The sequence below is a fragment of the Massilia sp. TSP1-1-2 genome (assembly GCF_049896185.1).
Classification (GTDB): Bacteria; Pseudomonadota; Gammaproteobacteria; order Burkholderiales; family Burkholderiaceae_D; genus Telluria_A.
The window spans coordinates 173,594-191,653 of the sequence record NZ_JAFCTU010000006.1 but is presented as its reverse complement, the minus strand read 5'-3'; the positions used below and the strand labels follow the sequence as shown (position 1 = coordinate 191,653).

Annotated in this window: 16 protein-coding genes, 1 tRNA gene and 1 pseudogene; 5 read left to right on the top strand and 13 right to left on the bottom strand. The window is 63.9% G+C overall.

Translation table 11 applies throughout. The annotated features are described in order from the left end of the window. Positions 1-247 precede the first annotated feature (247 nt). The 7 genes from ACP7BV_RS07565 to ACP7BV_RS07535 all read right to left on the bottom strand — a co-directional run bounded on the left by ACP7BV_RS07565 (position 248) and on the right by ACP7BV_RS07535 (position 7,238). Complete coding sequence (locus tag ACP7BV_RS07565; protein ID WP_426103126.1) at positions 248-817, bottom strand: hypothetical protein; 570 nt, start codon at positions 815-817, stop codon at positions 248-250. Positions 818-1,050: 233 nt separating this feature from the next. Next, complete coding sequence (locus tag ACP7BV_RS07560; RefSeq protein ID WP_426103124.1) at positions 1,051-1,599, bottom strand: tyrosine-type recombinase/integrase; 549 nt, start codon at positions 1,597-1,599, stop codon at positions 1,051-1,053. A 166-nt stretch (positions 1,600-1,765) separates the two neighbouring features. Beyond that, positions 1,766-1,842, bottom strand: a tRNA-Met gene (locus ACP7BV_RS07555). Between the two features lie 51 nt (positions 1,843-1,893). Further along, the gene (gene miaA, locus ACP7BV_RS07550) at positions 1,894-2,838 is read right to left on the bottom strand and encodes a tRNA (adenosine(37)-N6)-dimethylallyltransferase MiaA (protein WP_426103122.1); all 945 of its coding nucleotides are present in this window, start codon (positions 2,836-2,838) and stop codon (positions 1,894-1,896) included. Beyond that, entirely contained in the window at positions 2,835-4,061 is a 1,227-nt protein-coding gene (locus ACP7BV_RS07545) for a multidrug effflux MFS transporter (RefSeq protein WP_426103120.1), read from the bottom strand. The genes miaA and ACP7BV_RS07545 overlap by 4 nt, the downstream gene beginning before the upstream one ends. Continuing rightward, complete coding sequence (gene mutL / locus ACP7BV_RS07540; RefSeq protein ID WP_426103119.1) at positions 4,061-5,959, bottom strand: DNA mismatch repair endonuclease MutL; 1,899 nt, start codon at positions 5,957-5,959, stop codon at positions 4,061-4,063. Before mutL ends, ACP7BV_RS07545 begins: the two co-directional genes overlap by 1 nt. Positions 5,960-6,299: 340 nt before the next feature. Beyond that, the gene (locus tag ACP7BV_RS07535; RefSeq protein ID WP_426103117.1) at positions 6,300-7,238 is read right to left on the bottom strand and encodes a peptidylprolyl isomerase; all 939 of its coding nucleotides are present in this window, start codon (positions 7,236-7,238) and stop codon (positions 6,300-6,302) included. Positions 7,239-7,384: 146 nt separating this feature from the next. On the opposite strand from ACP7BV_RS07535, the gene ACP7BV_RS07530 reads away from it, so the two are divergent. Together ACP7BV_RS07530 and ACP7BV_RS07525 are read left to right on the top strand one after the other, a co-directional pair. Beyond that, positions 7,385-8,023, top strand: a complete 639-nt coding sequence (locus ACP7BV_RS07530; protein ID WP_426103115.1) for a VTT domain-containing protein — start codon at positions 7,385-7,387, stop codon at positions 8,021-8,023. Between the two features lie 107 nt (positions 8,024-8,130). After that, positions 8,131-9,168, top strand: coding sequence for a carbonic anhydrase (locus ACP7BV_RS07525; protein WP_426103113.1), 1,038 nt, complete (start codon positions 8,131-8,133; stop codon positions 9,166-9,168). 145 nt (positions 9,169-9,313) lie between these two features. Here the strand turns inward: ACP7BV_RS07525 and ACP7BV_RS07520 are convergent, their stop codons facing one another. Genes ACP7BV_RS07520 through tsaE form a run of 3 tightly spaced genes read right to left on the bottom strand, consistent with a single transcriptional unit; the run spans position 9,314 to position 11,998 of the window. Beyond that, positions 9,314-10,123 (bottom strand): D-hexose-6-phosphate mutarotase, encoded by an 810-nt coding sequence (locus ACP7BV_RS07520; RefSeq protein ID WP_426103111.1) that lies wholly within the window; start codon positions 10,121-10,123, stop codon positions 9,314-9,316. Between the two features lie 10 nt (positions 10,124-10,133). After that, entirely contained in the window at positions 10,134-11,549 is a 1,416-nt protein-coding gene (locus ACP7BV_RS07515; RefSeq protein ID WP_426103109.1) for an N-acetylmuramoyl-L-alanine amidase, read from the bottom strand. Continuing rightward, positions 11,513-11,998: a tRNA (adenosine(37)-N6)-threonylcarbamoyltransferase complex ATPase subunit type 1 TsaE gene (gene tsaE / locus ACP7BV_RS07510; protein WP_426103107.1), complete on the bottom strand. Its 486-nt coding sequence runs from the start codon at positions 11,996-11,998 to the stop codon at positions 11,513-11,515. Before tsaE ends, ACP7BV_RS07515 begins: the two co-directional genes overlap by 37 nt. An 89-nt stretch (positions 11,999-12,087) precedes the next feature. Between tsaE and queG the strand changes: the two genes are divergently transcribed. After that, positions 12,088-13,200 carry a tRNA epoxyqueuosine(34) reductase QueG gene (queG, locus tag ACP7BV_RS07505; protein WP_426103105.1) on the top strand — a complete coding sequence of 371 codons (1,113 nt, stop codon included), beginning with the start codon at positions 12,088-12,090 and terminating at the stop codon, positions 13,198-13,200. A gap of 218 nt (positions 13,201-13,418) precedes the next feature. On the opposite strand, the gene ACP7BV_RS07500 is transcribed toward queG, so the two are convergent. From ACP7BV_RS07500 to ACP7BV_RS07490, 3 genes are all read right to left on the bottom strand, one after another. Continuing rightward, on the bottom strand, positions 13,419-13,793 hold the full coding sequence (locus ACP7BV_RS07500; protein ID WP_426103103.1) for a DUF3052 family protein: 375 nt from the start codon (positions 13,791-13,793) through the stop codon (positions 13,419-13,421). Positions 13,794-13,889: 96 nt separating this feature from the next. Further along, positions 13,890-14,492, bottom strand: a complete 603-nt coding sequence (locus ACP7BV_RS07495) for a response regulator transcription factor (RefSeq protein WP_426103101.1) — start codon at positions 14,490-14,492, stop codon at positions 13,890-13,892. After that, positions 14,470-16,473 carry a PAS domain S-box protein gene (locus ACP7BV_RS07490; protein ID WP_426103099.1) on the bottom strand — a complete coding sequence of 668 codons (2,004 nt, stop codon included), beginning with the start codon at positions 16,471-16,473 and terminating at the stop codon, positions 14,470-14,472. Before ACP7BV_RS07490 ends, ACP7BV_RS07495 begins: the two co-directional genes overlap by 23 nt. A 120-nt stretch (positions 16,474-16,593) precedes the next feature. Between ACP7BV_RS07490 and ACP7BV_RS07485 the strand changes: the two genes are divergently transcribed. Next, positions 16,594-17,586 (top strand): TRAP transporter substrate-binding protein, encoded by a 993-nt coding sequence (locus ACP7BV_RS07485; RefSeq protein WP_426103097.1) that lies wholly within the window; start codon positions 16,594-16,596, stop codon positions 17,584-17,586. A 108-nt stretch (positions 17,587-17,694) separates the two neighbouring features. Continuing rightward, positions 17,695-17,916: pseudogene (locus ACP7BV_RS07480) on the top strand (TRAP transporter small permease); the annotation flags it as partial. Positions 17,917-18,060 lie beyond the last annotated feature (144 nt).

The window sequence follows — 18,060 nt, the reverse complement described above, 5'->3', positions numbered from 1 at the left end:
CGACTGCTGCGCGCCTTGCCTACGGCCGTCCGAGGGCCTGTGGACCGGTCCCATGGTGTCCATGTAGAGATTTGTATTGCCTGCCTCGCCCTACGCTCCGGCGTCCATCCGTTGGCCATGCTTAGCCTCCAATAGTTCGTTTGATTGATTCGATGGTCTTCCGCGCGCACGCGCACGCGGGGATATTGTGGGTTAGCGATAAAGCGAAGAATACGGAGCGGTGTCCAGTAGGTGGGGCGTAGGCTTTTCAGCCCCCCTCCCGCCCTCCCTCGCCTGCGCGCGTAATGGTCGCTTTATCGTCGCCATTGTTCACTTGCTGCTGATACGCGACATTTTGCTGGCGAACGAAGGTTGCCGCTTTGGGATGCTTCACTTCGGCCAGCGTTTCCAGCGTCGCGCGACATTGTGCCTGCGCCTTGAAGGCCAGCCGTAAATATGTCTCGGTCGCGCTTAGGTGTTCGCCCATGTTCAGCGCGGCCCGTCTCGCCAGCTCATTGAACACGGTGTCGAGCGTCGCCGCCTGCGCGGTCAATGTCGCTTCCACGTCGGACAAGTCGCCGGCCTTCACCCTGGCGATCTTGTCCCGCATCACGCCGACGGCTTCCGATAACTCGACTACGCCAAACGATCCCTGCGCGAAGTTCGATGACGTGACGGCATTGGCGACGGTGGACGATAGTCCGAGTTCTGCTTTCTGGCGTTCGCGGGTTTTTCCATCCTCCTGCGTGACCGTCAGCACATTGGCCTTCGCTGGCGCTGGTGCTAGTGCGGTCAATTTGCGCTTGGTCGTGCTTGCCATAATGTTCGTGCCTTTCATTTGCTCGTTGCCATCCTCGTGCCTTGCTTCCGGTAGGAGATGGTAAATCTATAGAGGTGTACACGTGGCGTACCAGACGAAGGCCAAAAACAGGCCATTTAGGTACACCTGGCGTACCTAAACGGCTTGTTTGTTCATGCGCCTAGTACACGTGGTGTACCTAAATCGCCATTTTTCATCGCGGTAGGTACACGTGGCGTACTGGGCGCTTTTTTTCAAGCGGCTTCGGCGGATCAAGCCAGCCGTTCAGCGGTCGCGTGCCCTTGGCGCTTCGCCATGTCCAGCGCACCGCGTTTCTCGATCTGGCGTAGTACGTCCAGGATGACCGGCGCTTTGATTTCTGCGATAGGGTGCCTGCCGATCAGTGGGAACACGTCCACCTCCAGCCGGTGCAGGATGTTGGTGGCGGTGCGGTCCTGCCACGAAGCGAGCTTGTTGGAGTGCCATTCACGTGCGACGGCTTCAAAGGTATTCGCCGCCACGGTCGCCTTTTGCTGCTTCTCGATGCGCTTGGCCTGCGCCGGGTCCACGCCGACCGCCATCTGCTTGCGCGCCGTGTCGCGTTTGGCGCGGGCATCGGCAAGTGATACCTCATCGTAGGCACCAAAGGCGAGCCGGCTTTCTTTGCCGCTTGCCTGCTTGAACTTCATGCGCCACAGTTTCGCGCCGGTCGGCATCACTTCCAGGTATAGCCCGCCGCCATCGGCCAGCTTGTAGGCCTTGTCGCGCGGCTTGGCGTTCTTGATCGCTTTGTCAGCAAGGGGTAGGACGATTTTGGGCATTTTTTGGGGCATCCAATCTTAGGGGCATCGTTCAGACCCCCAAGACTGCCCCCAAAAAACATAGGTGTCAATGGGCAAACTTTGGCACTACAGGCGTAAAAAAACCCCTAAGCGTTTGATTTCTTAGGGGTTTTTAGGCGAACATCGTTGATGTTTGCCATGTCTTTGGTGGTGATAGGTGGACTTGAACCACCGACCCCAGCATTATGAATGCTGTGCTCTAACCAACTGAGCTATATCACCCAACAGGCGAGCATTATAGGCACCACATTTAAACCTGTCAAGCGGTTCGCGTTACAAGCTTTTTCTGGCAGCAATGTGGGCCAGCATCTTCCCCGCCGTATTGTCAGCCAAACAATCAATCACGAGCCGATCGGGCATCGAACGCAGCCACGTAAGCTGGCGCTTGGCAAGCTGGCGCGTGGCGATGATAACGGTCTCGCGCAGGCCGGCGCGGTCGATCACGCCATCCAGATAGTCCCACGTCTGCCGATAGCCCACGCAGCGCATCGACGGCAGCGCCGGTTGCAGGTCGCCGCGCGCGCGCAGGCGCGCCACCTCGGCCACGATGCCGCTTTCGTCGCTGGCGCCGAGCATCTGGTCGAAGCGATTTGCAATGCGCCGGTGCAGCACGCTGCGGTCCGACGGCTCCAGGCCGAACGACAGCAATTCGAACGGCAGCGCAAGCTTGGGGCGCCCCAGCAGCAGCTCCGACATCGGCCGGCCCGACAGCGCGATGATCTCCAGCGCGCGGTTGATGCGCTGGGCGTCGTTGGGCGCCAGGCGCTCGGCCGTCACCGGGTCGAGTGCGCGCAGCTTGTCGTGCATGCCCGGCCAGCCGATGCGCGCCGCTTCTGCTTCAATCTCGGCGCGCAGGGCCACGTCCGCAGTCGGCAGGTCGTCCAGGCCTTCGCTCAAGCCCTTGTAGTACATCATGGTGCCGCCCACCAGCAGCGCCAGCTTGCCGCGCGCGTTGATTTCGGCCACCAGGCGCAGCGTGTCGATGCGGAACTGGGCCACCGAATACGACTCGGTCGGGTCGATGATGTCGATCAGGTGGTGCGGCGCGCTGGCCAGTTCTTCGGCACTTGGCTTGGCCGTGCCAATGTCCATGCCACGGTAGACCAGCGCCGAATCGACCGAGATGATTTCGGCCGGGAGCTCGCGCGCGATCGCCAGCGCGGCGGCGGTCTTGCCCGACGCGGTCGGGCCCATGATGGCAACGGCGAGCGGCTTCATGACGCCACCGCCGCCGGGTGCAGCGCCAGCAGGCGCACCGAGACAAAAATGCTGGCGCCCAGCGTGCAGGCGATCGCCGCCAGCGGGTACAGCGTGCCGTTGTAGGTGGCGCCAACCGCCGTGCCGACGACGAAAGCGACGCACATGTAGAGCGCCCCCATCAAGCCGGCGGCGGTGCCGGCCTGCTGCGGAAACGGCGTGACCGAACCGGATTGCGAGACCGGGAAATTGACGCCGTGCGCGAGCATCGTCAGGAACATGGCGCCGGTGACCAGCGCCCAGTGGGCCAGCCCAAAGCCGGCGGCGGCCAGGAACAGCGCGCCGGCGCCCACCGACAGCGTGCTGCCGATGCGCAGCGTGACGGCAGGGCCGAACGTAGGCAGCAGGCGCCGGCACACGATAGTGCCCGTCATGTAGCCCGACACGCCAAACGCAAAACAGTAGCCGAACCATTCGGTGGGCACCTGCAAAATGCGGATCAGGACCGGCGACGAACCCGAGATGAAAGCGAAGATCGAACCGTACGACAGTGCGCCCGGCAGTGCATGGGCCCAGAATTGGCGCGAACCGAGCACCAGGCGCCAGTTGGCGGCCAGCCCGGCAAGTTCGGTGGCGCGCGCATCTTTGTGCTCGTTGGTTTCGGGCAGGCGCAGGATGACGGCGGCCAGCACTGCGCTTGACAGCAGCGTGAGGGCGACAAAGGCGGCGCGCCAGCCGAACGTCACCTGCAGGTAGGAGCCGAGGATGGGGCCAGTGAGCGGCGCCAGCGCCAGCCAGGTGCTGACACGGGCGATCACGCGCACGCTGTCGGCCGGCGCGTACGCGTCGCGCACGATCGCGCGCGCGATGATGATGGCCGAGCAGCAGCCCAGTGCCTGCACGAAGCGCGCCGCGATCAACAGTTCAATGGAAGGCGCAAAGGCGCACAGAAGGCTGGCCACGACGTACAGGCCCAGGCCCCAGATGACGACCGGGCGCCGCCCGTAACGGTCCGACAAAGGGCCGATAACCAGTTGCGCCAGCCCGAAGGCGATCACGAACATCGACAGCGTCAGCTGCACGGTTGCCATGGGCGCGCCAAACACGCTGCCCAGGCTGGGGAGCGAGGCCAGGTACAGGTCGGTGGAGAGCGGCTGCAGCATCAGGAAACACGCCACCAGCAGCAGGATGGGGGCGTGCGCGTACCGCGCCAGAGGTTGGATCGCGCCGCTAGTCTGGTTCATCACTGGCCGCGCAGGAACAGCTTGTCGAGCGCGGAGATCTCCAGCTGGACCCAGGTCGGGCGCCCGTGGTTGCACTGGTCGGCGCGCTCGGTCGACTCCATCTGGCGCAGCAGCGCGTTCATCTCCGGCACCGACAAGATACGGTTGGCGCGCACCGCCGTGTGGCAGGCGAGGGTGCCCAGCAGCTCGTTGCGCCGCTCGACCAGCACGCGCGAGCCGCCAAACTCGCGCACGTCGCGCAGCACGTCGCGCGCCAGGGTCTGGGCGTCGGCGTTCTTGAGCAGCGTGGGCACCGAGCGCACCGCCAGCGTGGTGGGCGACAGGGCCGCGATGTCAAAGCCGAGTGCCTTGAGCGTTTCCTGGTTTTCCTGGGCGGTGCCCACTTCCACGGCGTCAGCGTAAAAGGTGACGGGAATCAGCAGCGACTGGACCTGCATGTCGTGGCCGTCGGCGCGCGCGTCGAGCGCGTTCTTGATCTGCTCGTAGAGGATGCGCTCGTGCGCGGCGTGCATGTCGACCAGCACCAGGCCCTTGGTGTTCTGGGCCAGGATGTAAATGCCGTGCAGCTGGGCCAGCGCGAAGCCGAGCGGGAACTCGTCGCTCGACATGCCCTGGGCCGGCGCGCTGTAGGGCGTGACCGGTGCGCCGGCGGCGAACAGGGCGCCGTAGCTGTTCGTGGTTTGTGCCACGCCGGCGCCGTCGTGCCGGTTGGCGCTCGCGTAGGGCGAGGGCGAAAAGGTGGCCGGGTAGCCCGTCGCGAGCTGGGCGCCAAAGGTGGTTTGCTCGTGCTCGCGGCGCCAGGAACCGGGATTGGCGGCATTGGCGGTATTGGCGCCATTGGCGCCGCCGTTGACGTCGGCGGCCGGCAGCGGCGCGGGGGCGGTGCCAAAGTTGGTGGCCGACGTCAGCGCCAGCGCGCGCTGCACAGCGTGGAACACGAACTGGTGCACCGAGCGGCTGTCGCGAAAGCGCACTTCGATCTTGGATGGATGGACGTTGACGTCGACCAGCGCCGGGTCAAGGTCGAGCGCCAGCACGTAGGAGGGAAAGCGGTCGCCGTGCAGCACGTCCTGGTAGGCGGCGCGCACCGCGTGCACCAGCAGCTTGTCGCGCACGTAGCGGCCATTGACGTAAAAGAACTGGCCGTCGGCGCGTGCCTTGGACGCCGTGGGCAGGCCCGCGAAGCCGTGCACGCGCAAGGGGCCGGCCGATTCATCGATCGGCAAGCGCGCCTCGGCAAAGTCATTGCCCAAAATGTGGGCGCTGCGCTTGGCCATGGCGCACACGTTCCACTGGTCGATGGTGCGGCCGTTGTGCGACAGCGAAAACGCGACGTCAGGGCGCGCCAGCGCGATGCGGCGCACCACTTCGGCGCAGTGGCCGTATTCGGTCTGTTCGGACTTGAGAAACTTGCGCCGCGCCGGCGTATTGAAATACAGGTCCTGCACGTCGATGGTGGTGCCCTGCGCGCCCGACGACGGGGCGACCGTGCCGTGATGGGAGCCGACGATTTCCCATGCGTGTGGCGCGTCGGCCGTGCGCGAGGTGACCGTGACGGCGGCGACGGCCGCGATCGAGGCCAGCGCTTCGCCGCGAAAGCCGAGCGTGGCGACGTTTTCCAGGTCGGTCAGGGAAGCGATTTTTGATGTGGCGTGGCGAGCCAGCGCGAGCGGCAACTGCTCGGGGGCGATGCCGCGGCCATTGTCGGTGATGGCGATGCGTTTTACGCCGCCTTCTTCCAGGCGCACGGTGATCTGGGTGGCGCCCGCGTCGAGCGCGTTTTCCAGCAATTCCTTGACCACGGCGGAAGGGCGTTCGACGACCTCGCCGGCGGCAATTTGCGAAATTAACTGATCGGGAAGAGCCTGGATGGGGCGATGGGCGAGGACAGAATTCATCAACGAATTATATCGCTTGCGGCTTGTTCCTAAAATAAACGTCGTGGGGTGGATGCAATCGGTCGACGGCAAGTGTCGCGTGGGTGCATGCACTTGGCCGATTGCATCCGCCCGATGGAAAACGCCCTCGTGGTCCCGGCTTTGCGCCCTCGTAGGGCGGATGCAATTCGCCGAAGGCATGCGTTACGTTGATGCATGCAATTGGCCGATTGCATCCGCCCAACGAAAAGCGCCGTCGTGATCCCGGCTTTGCGCCCTCGTAGGGCGGATGCAATCGGCCGAAGGCATGCGTTACGTTGATGCATGCATTGGCGGATTGCATCCGCCCTACGAAAGCCGGCTATTGTTGTTCGCGCACGGGGATGGGGGCGTTGCACAGATCGATGTAGCCGGCCGCGACCTTGGTCCACGGGCCGCCGCGGTTGCGCTGCGCTTCGACTGCGGCCTTGAAGGCGGTGCTGTCGGTGCGCATCACTTCAAATTTTGCGCGCTCGGCCACCGGCACGTCGGCCGCCACCTTCACCGACAGGATCGGCACGTTCTGCTCGGGCTTGTCGTAAAAGCCCATCGGCGCACTGCCGCGCGGCAGCGTCGAGAGCAGCGGCATGCCCGACACCACGCGCCCGACCACGGTAATGTTGCGGTCCAGGTGGCGCGGGGCATGTCCGATCACGGCGTACAGCGCCGAGCCGCCGCCACTGTCGGCGTCATTGTCGCGCCCCACGCCCACCATGCCGTAGCAGTGCGTCAGCCACGCTTGCCCGCTCCTTTGGTCGCGCGCGGATGGAAAACCGTTCGAGTGGCCCACCTGCGGCGCGTAGCCGTCGCGGTCGGGCAGGCGGGTAAAGTCCTTGTCGTTTTTGATCGGCACCGTGAATTCGCCCTTGAGCGTGGCTTTTGCCGTTTTCATCGGTTTTGGATGCTTTTCGTCCGGGTCGCCCCATTGCGCCACCCAGTTGTCCTGCGAGCGCAAGATTACCAAGCCGTCGAAATAATGCTCGCGCACGAGCGTCTTGATATTGGCCACGTGGTTGGGCGCAAAGGTCGGCGCCAGCTCGATGATCACGCGCCCCAGCGCGGTTTGCATGTACAGCGTGTTTTCCGGGTCCAGCGCACGCCAGTCGCCCGGCTTCGATTGCTTGATGATGTCAGCCACGGTGGCCTTGGGCTTGAGCTCAGCGTTGGTCTGCGCCGCAGCGCTCTCGACTGCGCCCGCCTGACCCATCACCAGCATGCCGAGCGCGGCGGCCAGCAGCATTGCTGGGCTCCGATTGTTCATGATGTGCATTGTTCTGTCTCCGTCGGGCACGCCCGGGCTTGGCGTGCGGGAATTGTAAGCCGGAACCCACCGCCAAAGTGCGCCGTGGCGTGCGTTTTGTGCAGTAGCGAAGATGGTATGATGCGGCGCTACCACTTAGGAACTCTATGGATCTGATGGAAATCGTCAACTTGATCATGAAAGTTGACTTGAAGACGCTGTTGGCCAACTACGGCATCTATGTGTACGTGGTGTTGTTTGCGATCATTTTCAGCGAAACGGGCCTGGTGGTTCTGTTCTTTTTTCCCGGGGACACGCTGCTGTTCATCGCGGGCGCGTTTTGCGCCACCGGCGAAATGAACATCTGGCTGCTCAACGCGCTCCTCATTACCGCCGCCGTCACCGGCAATACGCTCAATTACTGGATCGGTTCGCGCATCGGCCAGCGGGTTTTCACGCACGATTACCGCTGGATCAACAAGGATGCCTTGCGCCGCACCCATGATTTTTTCGAGAAACACGGCGGCAAGACCATCATCCTGGCGCGCTTTGTGCCGGTGGTGCGCACCTTCGCGCCGTTCGTGGCGGGCGTGTCCAAGATGACGCCCTGGCGCTTCCAGATGTTCAATTTTGCCGGCGCATCGGCCTGGGTCGCCCTCTTGACCACCGCCGGCTATTTCTTCGGCGGCGTTCCTGTGATTCGCGACAACCTGACCACGATCGTGCTGATCGGCGTGGCGGCGGCCGTGGTCCCGGTCGCGCTGGGCGGCTTGTACAAATTCGGCCGCAAGATGATGGCAAAATAAGCAGGCGCAGGTCCGCGCCCGGCAAGGGCGCGGAACATTCTCCAAAATATTCAAGTTTCGGGCGGCCCGCGCCGATACCAGACTGTACTTTCTATATCTGGAGCCTCATGCGTCATCTGATTGCCCTGTTCGTTTGCAGCCTGGTCGCCACTGCGGCGTGCGCGAACGATCCCATTGCGCCGGCGGCCAAAGTGGCCACGCCTTCCATCAAGCCGGGGCTGCCCGCGATCAAGCCGGCCGTGGCCGCGCCGTCCGCACCGGCCGCCACTTCCACGGCCGCCGCGCAAGCCGCCAGGGAAGACGAGGCCGAAGCGGAGCTGTCGTCCAAAATCGCCGCGCGCCTGGCCGCCATGCGGGCCAATCAGGTTGCCCGCGCCGCTGCCGTTGCCAAGGCGCGCAAGGCGGCCGAAGCGCGCCGCAAGGATGTGGCAGTTGCTCGCGTGGAGGCGCCGCCCGCCGTCAAGCCGTATCCGGGCGAGCACTGGTCGTACGAAGGCGAGACGGGGCCGGCCAACTGGGGCCGCAACCCCGCCTGGACCAAGTGCGGCGTTGGCACGCGCCAGTCGCCGATTGACCTGCGCGACGGCATGAAGGTCGATCTAGAACCCATCGTCTTCGACTACCGGCCGTCGTCCTTTAACGTCATCGACAACGGTCACACCATCCAGGTCAACGTCGGCGCGGGCAATATCATCGCGCTTGGGGGGCGTTCTTACGAACTGCTGCAGTTCCACTTCCATCGTCCGTCCGAAGAGCGCGTCAACGGCAAGGGCTTCGAGATGGTGGTCCACCTGGAGCACAAGGATAGCGAAGGCAAGCTGGCGGTGGTGGCCGTGCTGCTGGAACGGGGCAAGGCACAGAACCTGATCCAGACCGTATGGAACAACCTGCCGCTGGAAAAAAACGACACCGTCACGCCATCGATCGTGCTCAACGTGGCCGACCTGCTGCCGGCCCGGCGTGACTACTTTACCTATATGGGTTCGCTCACCTCGCCGCCGTGCACGGAGGGCGTGCTGTGGATGGTAATGAAGGAGCCGGTGCAGGCGTCACCGGCGCAGATGGCGCTCTTTAGCCGCCTGTATCCCCTTAACGCGCGCCCGATCCAGGCCAGTTCGGGGCGCGTGGTCAAGGAATCGAACTAGTCGTCCGAACTAGCCGTCCGAAGTTGATCCCGGAACCTGGCGCAAAGCCGAGCTCGGATCACGCTTTTCGTAGGGCGGATGCAATCCGCCAAGTGCATGCGTCGACGTAACGCATGCCTTCGGCCGATTGCATCCGCCCTACGAATTAGCCTTCCGAACTAGCGGTCACCTGGTGCTCGCCGCGCCAGGCGGCGCCGGCTGGCAAGCTGGCCGGCACGATCAGGGCCGGCTCGATGCACACAAAACGCCTGTAGTCGGCGTCGTCCATGTCCGCCAGCGCCGCCGTGTCGGCCGCGCCCGGGTTCCAGATCACGGCGTCGCGAAAGCCTGACTGGGTCAGCCTGAGCGTGCCGGCGCCGTGCGCGAGCGTGATGCCGGCCGTGGCGTCGCGGTAGATGCGGTCCAGTTTGTCGGTGATGCGCAGCGCGCCCGCTTCGACGCCCTTGATGCGCACCGCTTCGATTGCGTCCACCAGAAAATACGTATGCAGCGCGGCCGAGAACGCGAACTCGTCGTCGCCGGTATTGCGCACGTCCAGGCTCAGGTTCAGCGTCGGGCCCTGCAAGGCCACCGTCAGGCGCAGCTCGAAGCCGTGCTCCCACGCCGCCGCTATCGCCGGGGTCAGGTCGGGGCGGGTCAGCACGAACACGGCAAAAATACCATGCTCGCCCTCACCACTGTCGGCCAGGCGCCACGTGGAAACGCGCGCAAAGCCGTGCCGCATGCCGTCGCCGCGCTCGGCGAACTGGGGGAAGATGACGGGCACGCCGCCGCGAATGGCGCGGCTGCCGTCGCGCGCGGAGCGCTCGCTGCAAAACAGCTTTTCGGCGCCGTCGGCACTGGTCCAGGAAACGAGGTGGGCGCCGTACAGCGTGACGATGGCGCACGCGCCGTCGGCGCTGGTCAGCTGCACGGCCGGCAGGGCGCCCCAGGTGGTCATGGTGATTGCGTTCATATCGATGTGCTCAGCTCAGGCGGCCCTTGGCCAGTGGAGGATTTTTCGAAAAATAGCGCTTGATACCCTTGGTGATGGCGTTGGCGATTTCATCCTGGTAGCCGTTGTCGCGCAGCTTGGCTTCTTCTTCCGGGTTCGAGATGAAGGCCGTTTCGATCAGGATCGAGGGAATGTCGGGCGCTTTGAGCACCGCAAAGCCGGCCTGTTCGACCGCGCCCTTGTGCAGCTTGGCGATGCCGCCGATTTCGCTCAGTACCGCGCGCCCCAGCTTCATGCTGTCGTTGATCTGGGCCGTCGTCGACAGGTCCAGCAGCACGCTGGCCAGTTGCGCGTCCTGGCCTTTCATGTTGACTCCGCCAATGGCGTCGGCCAGGTTTTCCTTGTTGGCCAGCCAGCGCGCCGCGCTCGAGGTGGCGCCTTTTTCGGACAGCACGAACACCGACGAGCCGCGCGCGGAGGGTGCGATAAAGGCGTCGGCGTGCAGCGAGACGAACAGGTCGGCCTGCACCTTGCGCGCCTTGTCGACGCGGGTGCCGAGCGGGACGAAAAAGTCGCCGTCGCGCGTGAGCATGACGCGGATGTTGGGCTGCTCTTCAAGCTTGAATTTGAGGCGCTTGGCAATGGCCAGCACGATGTCTTTTTCACGCGTGCCTTGCGCACCGATGGCGCCCGGGTCTTCGCCGCCGTGGCCAGGGTCGAGCGCGATGGTGATCATGCGCGTTACATTGGCGCCGGCGGCCGGGTTGGGCACGGCGGGAGCCTGAGCAACGGCGGGCGCGGACGGCGCGGCTGGCGCAGGTGTTGGCGCCGCGCCGGGTTTGATGGTGGCAACCGGCGGCGAGGCGGGCAGCGCGGGCGCGGGCGGCGCCACGGTGGCCGGCACGGCCGCCACCTGCGGGTCGGTGCCCGGCGCGCCCTGCGCCCAATCACCTTTTTCGATCATGGCGGCGATCGGGTCGACCGCCTTGATCGGATACAGGTCGAATATCAGGCGGTGGTTATAGGTGCCCACGGGCGCCAGCGTAAACACCTGCGGCTTGATTTCTTCCTTCAGGTCGAACACCAGGCGCACCACGTTGGGCCGGTTCTGGCCCACGCGCACCTGCTTGATGTACGGGTCGTTGGAGGCGATCTTGGCGACCAGGCCCTTGAGGGTAGGATTGAGTTCGAGCCCTTCAATGTCGACCACCAGGCGCTGCGGGTCGGGCACGGTGAAGTGCGTCGCCTTCAGGTCGGTGTCGTTTTCCAGCGTGACGCGGGTGTAGTCGGCGGCCGGCCAGACCCGTACCGCGAGAATTTGCGCGGCGGCGGCAGGCAGCACCGGCAGCACCGACAGCAGCAGCGTGCCGCCGGCCTTGAGCACCGTGCGCCGCGTGACGGGGCCGGCAATTAAAGGTTCGGGGCGAATTTGAGGCGGTCGAGGCATAGCAAACCCAGGTCGGACAACGCTTGCAATTCTACATCACGACCCGCGCCCGCCACGCTCAACCGGACATTCAAATCGGGCGGCGGCAGCACTGGCTCGGCTTTTTCGGGCCATTCGACGATGCAGATGTTGGCCGCATTGAAGTCTTCGCGAAAGCCGGCGTCGAGAAACTCTTCGGCGCTCGACATGCGGTACAGGTCGAAGTGGATCACGCTGACCGCGGCCCCGTCCAGTACGATGCTGTAGGGCTCGGACAGCGTGTAAGTCGGACTCTTGACGTGGCCCACGTGCCCCGCCGCGTGCAGCAGGGCGCGCGTGAGGGCGGTTTTGCCGGCGCCCAGGTCGCCGTGCAGATGGATCGCCAGGCCGGGAACAAGCGCGCGCGCCAGGGCCGCGCCCAGGGCGGCGGTGCCGGCTTCGTCGTGCAGGTGGGCTGTAAAATGGCGCATCGAATAAAATGTCGTTTGAAATAATCAGGGGTGTGCGCCCGGTACGGCGCAGTGTCAACCAGGCGTCATTGTAAACCACCGGTCCCAGCATGCAGCCTTCCCAACCAGATTTGCCAGAGCTCGCCCGCCGCATCAAGCAGTGGGGCGTTGAACTCGGCTTTGCCGAAGTGCGCATTGCCGACGTCGATCTGCGCCACGCCGAAGCGGGCTTGCAAGCCTGGCTGGACGCCGGGCGTCACGGCGAGATGGATTATATGGCAAGCCATGGCATGAAGCGCGCGCGGCCTGGCGAACTGGTGCCGGGCACCGTGCGCGTGATTTGCGCGCGCATGGATTATCTGCCGGCCACCACGCTAGAGGGCTGGCGCGAGCACGAAACGGCGCGCCTGGCCGATCCGCAGGCGGCCGTGGTGTCGGTGTATGCACGCGGGCGCGATTATCACAAGGTGTTGCGCAGCCGGCTGCAGCAGCTGGCCGAGCGCATCGGCGGCGTGACCGGGGAATATGGGTTCAGGGTATTTACCGATTCGGCGCCCGTAATGGAGTTGCCGCTGGCCGAAAAGGCGGGCCTGGGCTGGCGCGGCAAGCACACGCTGATGCTCAGCCGCGAAGCGGGGTCGATGTTTTTTCTGGGCGAAATCCTGGTCGATATTGCGCTGCCGGTGGACGCGCCGGCCAGCGCGCATTGCGGCGCCTGCCAGGCGTGCATCGACGTCTGCCCGACCCAGGCCATCCTCGGGCCCGGCAGGCTGGATGCGCGGCGCTGCATTTCCTACCTGACGATTGAACTGAAAAGCAGCATCCCGCTGGAACTGCGGCCGCTGATCGGCAACCGGGTGTATGGCTGCGATGATTGCCAGACGGTGTGCCCGTGGAATAAATTCGCGCAGCGGGCGGTGGTGCCCGACTTTGAGGAGCGCAACGGCCTGGGCGGCGCGGAACTGGTGGCGCTGTTCGCCTGGAGCGCCGAGGAATTCGATCTCCGTCTGGAGGGCAGCCCGATCCGGCGCATCGGGCACGAGCGCTGGCTGCGCAATATTGCCGTGGCGCTGGGGAATGCGGCTGGTCAGTGCAGGGGTGATGCGGGTATTCTGGCGGCCTTGGGGGCGCGGGCGGAACATCCGTCGGCGATGGTGCGGGAGCATGTGCAGTGGGCGTTGGAATGCCATGCCGGTGAGCGGGCTGATTTACTACAACATTAAGCTGCATCGTCCTGGCCCACGCTGGTGTTGCAGAACGTTTTGCAACCCTTTGACTGCGCATACAATCGCGACATTGGGCAACCCGAGAACCTAAACAACATCGTCCTCGCGTACGCGAGGACGAGGTGGATGTGCTGCACTGTCAGCCCACTTATTGGAAGGTTTCTTGTCAACATGGGACGTTCGCGTGATGGCCAAAACTGCCCTGCGCCGCCCAGTTAAATCCGCTTGAGCCGCACCGCCGACCAGTCCGCATCCATGGAAATGAGCGCCACCCCGGTCACGCCGCGTGCGCTGGCGTACTCGTAGATCACGTCGCGGTTCAGGTCGGTTGCCTTGGGCGCGGATTGCTTGAGAAACGCAATCCACAGCGACCCTTTTTCGCCCAGCCTGGCCAGCGCCGCCTCCCACCATTTGTCGAGCTCGGCCTCGCTGAGCGCGAATACCAGCACCGCATCAGCTTCGGCCTCGTCAACGCCGATCATGTCTTGCGGCAGTTGATCAACCAGGCTTTGGTGGGCGCCGCCGTTGAAGATGGCCAGCGACTTGGCAGTCTTCAAGTACATCTTGTCAGCAATCGTCTTGTCGCTCATAAGTGCCTTCGAAGCAAGGGTAGGGTTGCATGGGCCGCGCCCGCGCGCTGTCGCCTCCATTACCATCGGATCGTTAAAACGGCTGAAGGTTCTCGACTATTTGAGCAAGCCCGCCAGTTCGACCGCCGTCTTTACTTCCATCTTGTCAAAAATATGGGCGCGGTGCACTTCGACGGTGCGCATGCTGATGCCCAGCTTGTCTGCCACGACCTTGTTCATCATGCCTGCCAAAATCAGCTCGAGCACTTCGCGTTCGCGCGCCGACAGCGTTGCCAGGCGCGCCTGCACCTGCGCCGCAACGCCGGCCGCGCGCGAGGCGGCCATGGCCTGGTCGACGCGGTCCATCAGCTCGTTGTCATTGAAGGGTTTTTCAAAAAAATCAAAGGCGCCCCGTTTCAGCGTATCAACCGCCATCGGCACGTCGCCGTGGCCGGTCAGGAAAATGACCGGCAGGCGCGCCGTCAGGCCGCGCGCGCGCAACTGGTCGAACACGCCCACGCCGTTGATGTCGGGCATGCGCACGTCGAGCAGCAGGCAGTCGCCGTCCGGGTCGAAACCGTTGTGTGGACCATCCAGGCCATCGAGGCCGTCCAAAAAATTCCTGGCGCCCGCGTAACTGCGGGCCTTGATGTTGCGCGACTGCGCCAGCCAGGCGAGGGCGTCACGGATGACTTCCTCATCGTCCACGATGTGCAGCATGCTTGTCTCCCTTATTTTTAGTGTGTGCGGGCAAGGAAAAACTGAATATCGTCCCGCCGTCGGGATTGTCCCGGTGGCTGAGCGTGCCTCCATGGAATTCGACAGCGGTGCGGCAGATCGACAGTCCCATACCCATGCCTTCGGCCTTGGTCGAAAAGAAGGGCGAAAAGAGCCTGCCGGCCACTTCGGCGCTGATGCCGTGGCCGTGGTCGCTAACGGCAACGCGGACCTGGTCTTGCTCAATCGCAGCGTCGATGCGCAAGATGCGCCGCTCGGGAGCGACATCCTGCATCGCTTCGATGGCGTTGCGCGTGAGGTTCAGCAAAACTTGTTCGAGCATCATGCGGTCGGCGCTGACCTGGGGCAAGCCGGGTGCGATGCCGGTGCGAATGGCGACAAAATACTTGCGCGCCTGCAGTTCGATCAGCGTGGAAATACCGTCTACCAAACCGGCAATGTCGATCAGCTGGCGCTCCGGCGCGCGTTGTTTGACAAACTGGTGCACGCTGCGGATGATCTGGCCGGCGCGCTGCGCCTGCACGCCGGCTTTTTCCAGCGCCGGCAGCAGCAGCGCCGCGTCCACCGCGCTGCCGTCGGCAGCGGCGCGCGCAAGCAGGTTCAGCGCGCCCGTGGTGTAGCTGGAAATGGCGGCCAGCGGCTGGTTCAGTTCGTGCGCCAGCATCGACGAGATTTCGCCCATGGTCGCCAGGCGCGCGCTCGCCTGCAGTTTTTCCTGCTGCTGGCGGTTCAGTTCCTCGACGCGCTTGCGGTCGGAAATATCGAGGATCGAACCCATCCAGCCGGTCTGGCGCCCTTCGCTGTCAACCAGCGGCGCCTCGAAAATGAGCACCGGGATGCGCTCGCCGTCGGCGCGCCGGAAGGTGGTTTCAAATTGCGGCGTGACGTGCCCGCTCAAGACCTTATTGAGCCGCTGCTGGTATTCGGCCATCGCTTCCGGCGCCCAGTAGGGCATGGGCGGCGCTTTGCCGACCAGTTCTTCGGGCGGCAAGCCCACCAACTGGCAAAAGGCCGGGTTGACATAAGTGACGCGCCCTTCAAGGTCGCGCGCGCGCAAACCGGTGACGAGCGAATTTTCCATGGCGGTGCGAAACGCCATCTGCTGGCACAGTGCGCCTTCGGCGGCCAGGCGGCGCGCAATGTGGCGCCACAGTGCAATCAGGCTGACCAGCAAACCCAGCGCCAGCGCGATCACGGAGCCAACCAGCAGGTTGGGCAACAGGCGCGGCAGGTCCTTGACGCTGTCAGTTGCCAGGCGCACGTTGGCGCCGGGCAGGTCCAGCTCGCGCTTGTGGGTGTACACGCCGCGCCCCGGTCCGGCCGCGGCGCGCTGGGCCAGGACGGCGTCGTCGCGGTTGATCAGCGAGGTGACGTTGTCTTGCGCGAACCACCAGGGCACGGTTTCGTCGAGCAGCGCCTTGAGGCTGTAGGTGGCCACCAGGCTGCCGGCAAAGCGTTCGTTGCGGATGCGCGGCAAGTGGTAGTCGATCAGATTCTGGCCGGCCGCATACGGCTCGCTGTAGCGCCCGCGCCCCGTCTTGCGCGCCAGTTCGGCCGCGTTGCGCGACGGTTCTGCCAGCGTGGCCGGCAATTCCGGGCCGCTGGTCAGCAGCGCGCGGCCCTGTTCGTCGAGCACGGCCAGACGCAGCAGTTCGTGGCTGTTCTTGCGCATCTGGTCCATGCGCGCCTGCACGGTGGCGGTGGCCGTGCCGGGGCGTGCAAGGTCGGCGGCGATGCCCGTGAAAGCGTCTTCGTTGCGGCTTAGTTCGAAGCGTACCGCCTGCTCGACCCACAAGGTGTCGGCAATCAGTTGCTCCTGGCGTTCGTTGTTTTCCATCTGGCGCGCTTGCCATGGCAGCCAGAACAGCACGGCAAGAAACAGGCAGACCAGCAACAGTGGCAGCAGCCAGCGCCACAGGCTGCCGAGGCGGAGGGGGCGCGCGAGCAGGGCATGGTTTTTCATGCTGAAAGCGTGTTGTATTGTCAACGAGATGCCTATTGTGGAGTTCCACACTTGCAGTGCAAAATGGCAAGGGGCCAGACTACGCCCAATCATAATGGACTTTCAGAGACCGGAGATAATATGCACGTAAGGAAGTTGCAAGCGCTGGCCGTCGGTTTGGCCGCAGCGATCAGTTTCAACGCCTGGGCCCAAAGTCCGATCATTATCAAATTTAGCCATGTGGTGGCCACCGATACGCCCAAGGGCCAGGCGGCGGAGCGGTTCAAGGCCCTGGCCGAAAAGGCCACCAATGGCCGCGTCAAGGTTGAGGTCTATCCGAACAGCCAGCTGTACAAGGACAAGGAAGAACTCGAGGCCCTGCAGCTGGGCGCGGTGCAGATGCTGGCCCCGTCGCTGGCCAAGTTCGGTCCGCTTGGCGTCAAGGAATTCGAAGTATTCGATCTGCCGTACCTGTTCCCGAACAAGGAAGCGCTGTACCGCGTGACCGAAGGGCCGGTCGGGAAAAGCCTGTTCGCCAAGCTCGACGCCAAGGGCATCGTCGGCCTGGCGTATTGGGACAATGGTTTCAAGGTAATGTCGGCCAACAAGCCGCTGTTGATGCCGGCCGACTTCAAGGGCCTCAAGCTGCGCATCCAGTCGTCCAAGGTGCTCGACGCGCAAATGCGCGCGCTGGGCGCCAATCCGCAAGTGCTGGCCTTTTCCGAGGTCTACCAGGCGCTGCAGACCGGCGTGGTCGATGGGACCGAGAACCCGCCGTCAAATATGTATACGCAAAAAATGCATGAGGTGCAAAAGCACGTCACCGTGTCGAACCACGGTTACCTGGGCTACGCCGTCATCGTCAACAAGAAATTCTGGGATGGCTTGCCGGCCGACATACGCAGCAGCCTGGCCAAAGCCATGGCGGAGGCAACCACCTATGAAAAAGCCATTGCCCAGCGCGACAACAACATGGCGCTGGACGCGATCCGTAAGTCCGGCAAGACCACCATCCACATGCAGACGGCCCAGGAGCAGGCCGCCTGGCGCGCCGCGCTGACGCCGGTGCACAAGGATATGGAAGGGCGGGTCGGCAAGGAGTTGCTGGGCGCCATTACCGCCGCGGCTAAATAAGCGGCCAAATACGTCGTCAAACGAGCAGCGTTTCACTATCGATAGCCGCGCATTCTCTTGCGCGGCAATTTTTGTGCGCCTGACGCACATCTTTTGCCCGGGAGTGCCATGAAATTGCTCGATCACCTGGAGGAGTGGTTGATCGCCACCCTGATGGGCGCGGCCACGCTGGTGGTGTTTGTCGCGGTGGTGCACCGCTATCTGTCGGGCCTGGCGATACCGGGCGTGCAGGATTACTTGATCAGCCTAAATACCAGCTGGGCGCAGGAATTGTGCATTTTCATGTTTGTCTGGATGGCCAAGTTCGGCGCCGCCTACGGCGTGCGCACGGTATGGCGAAAAAATAGTTCGCCGGCCTTGGTGTATGACTGACTGCCTGCCCGTCGGATGAACGAAATTCGTCGATCAGAAGCGGCAAAAAACTTACAAAAGCAGATGCGCCTGTATTTTTTTTGCCGCAATGTGGCGTCCCTG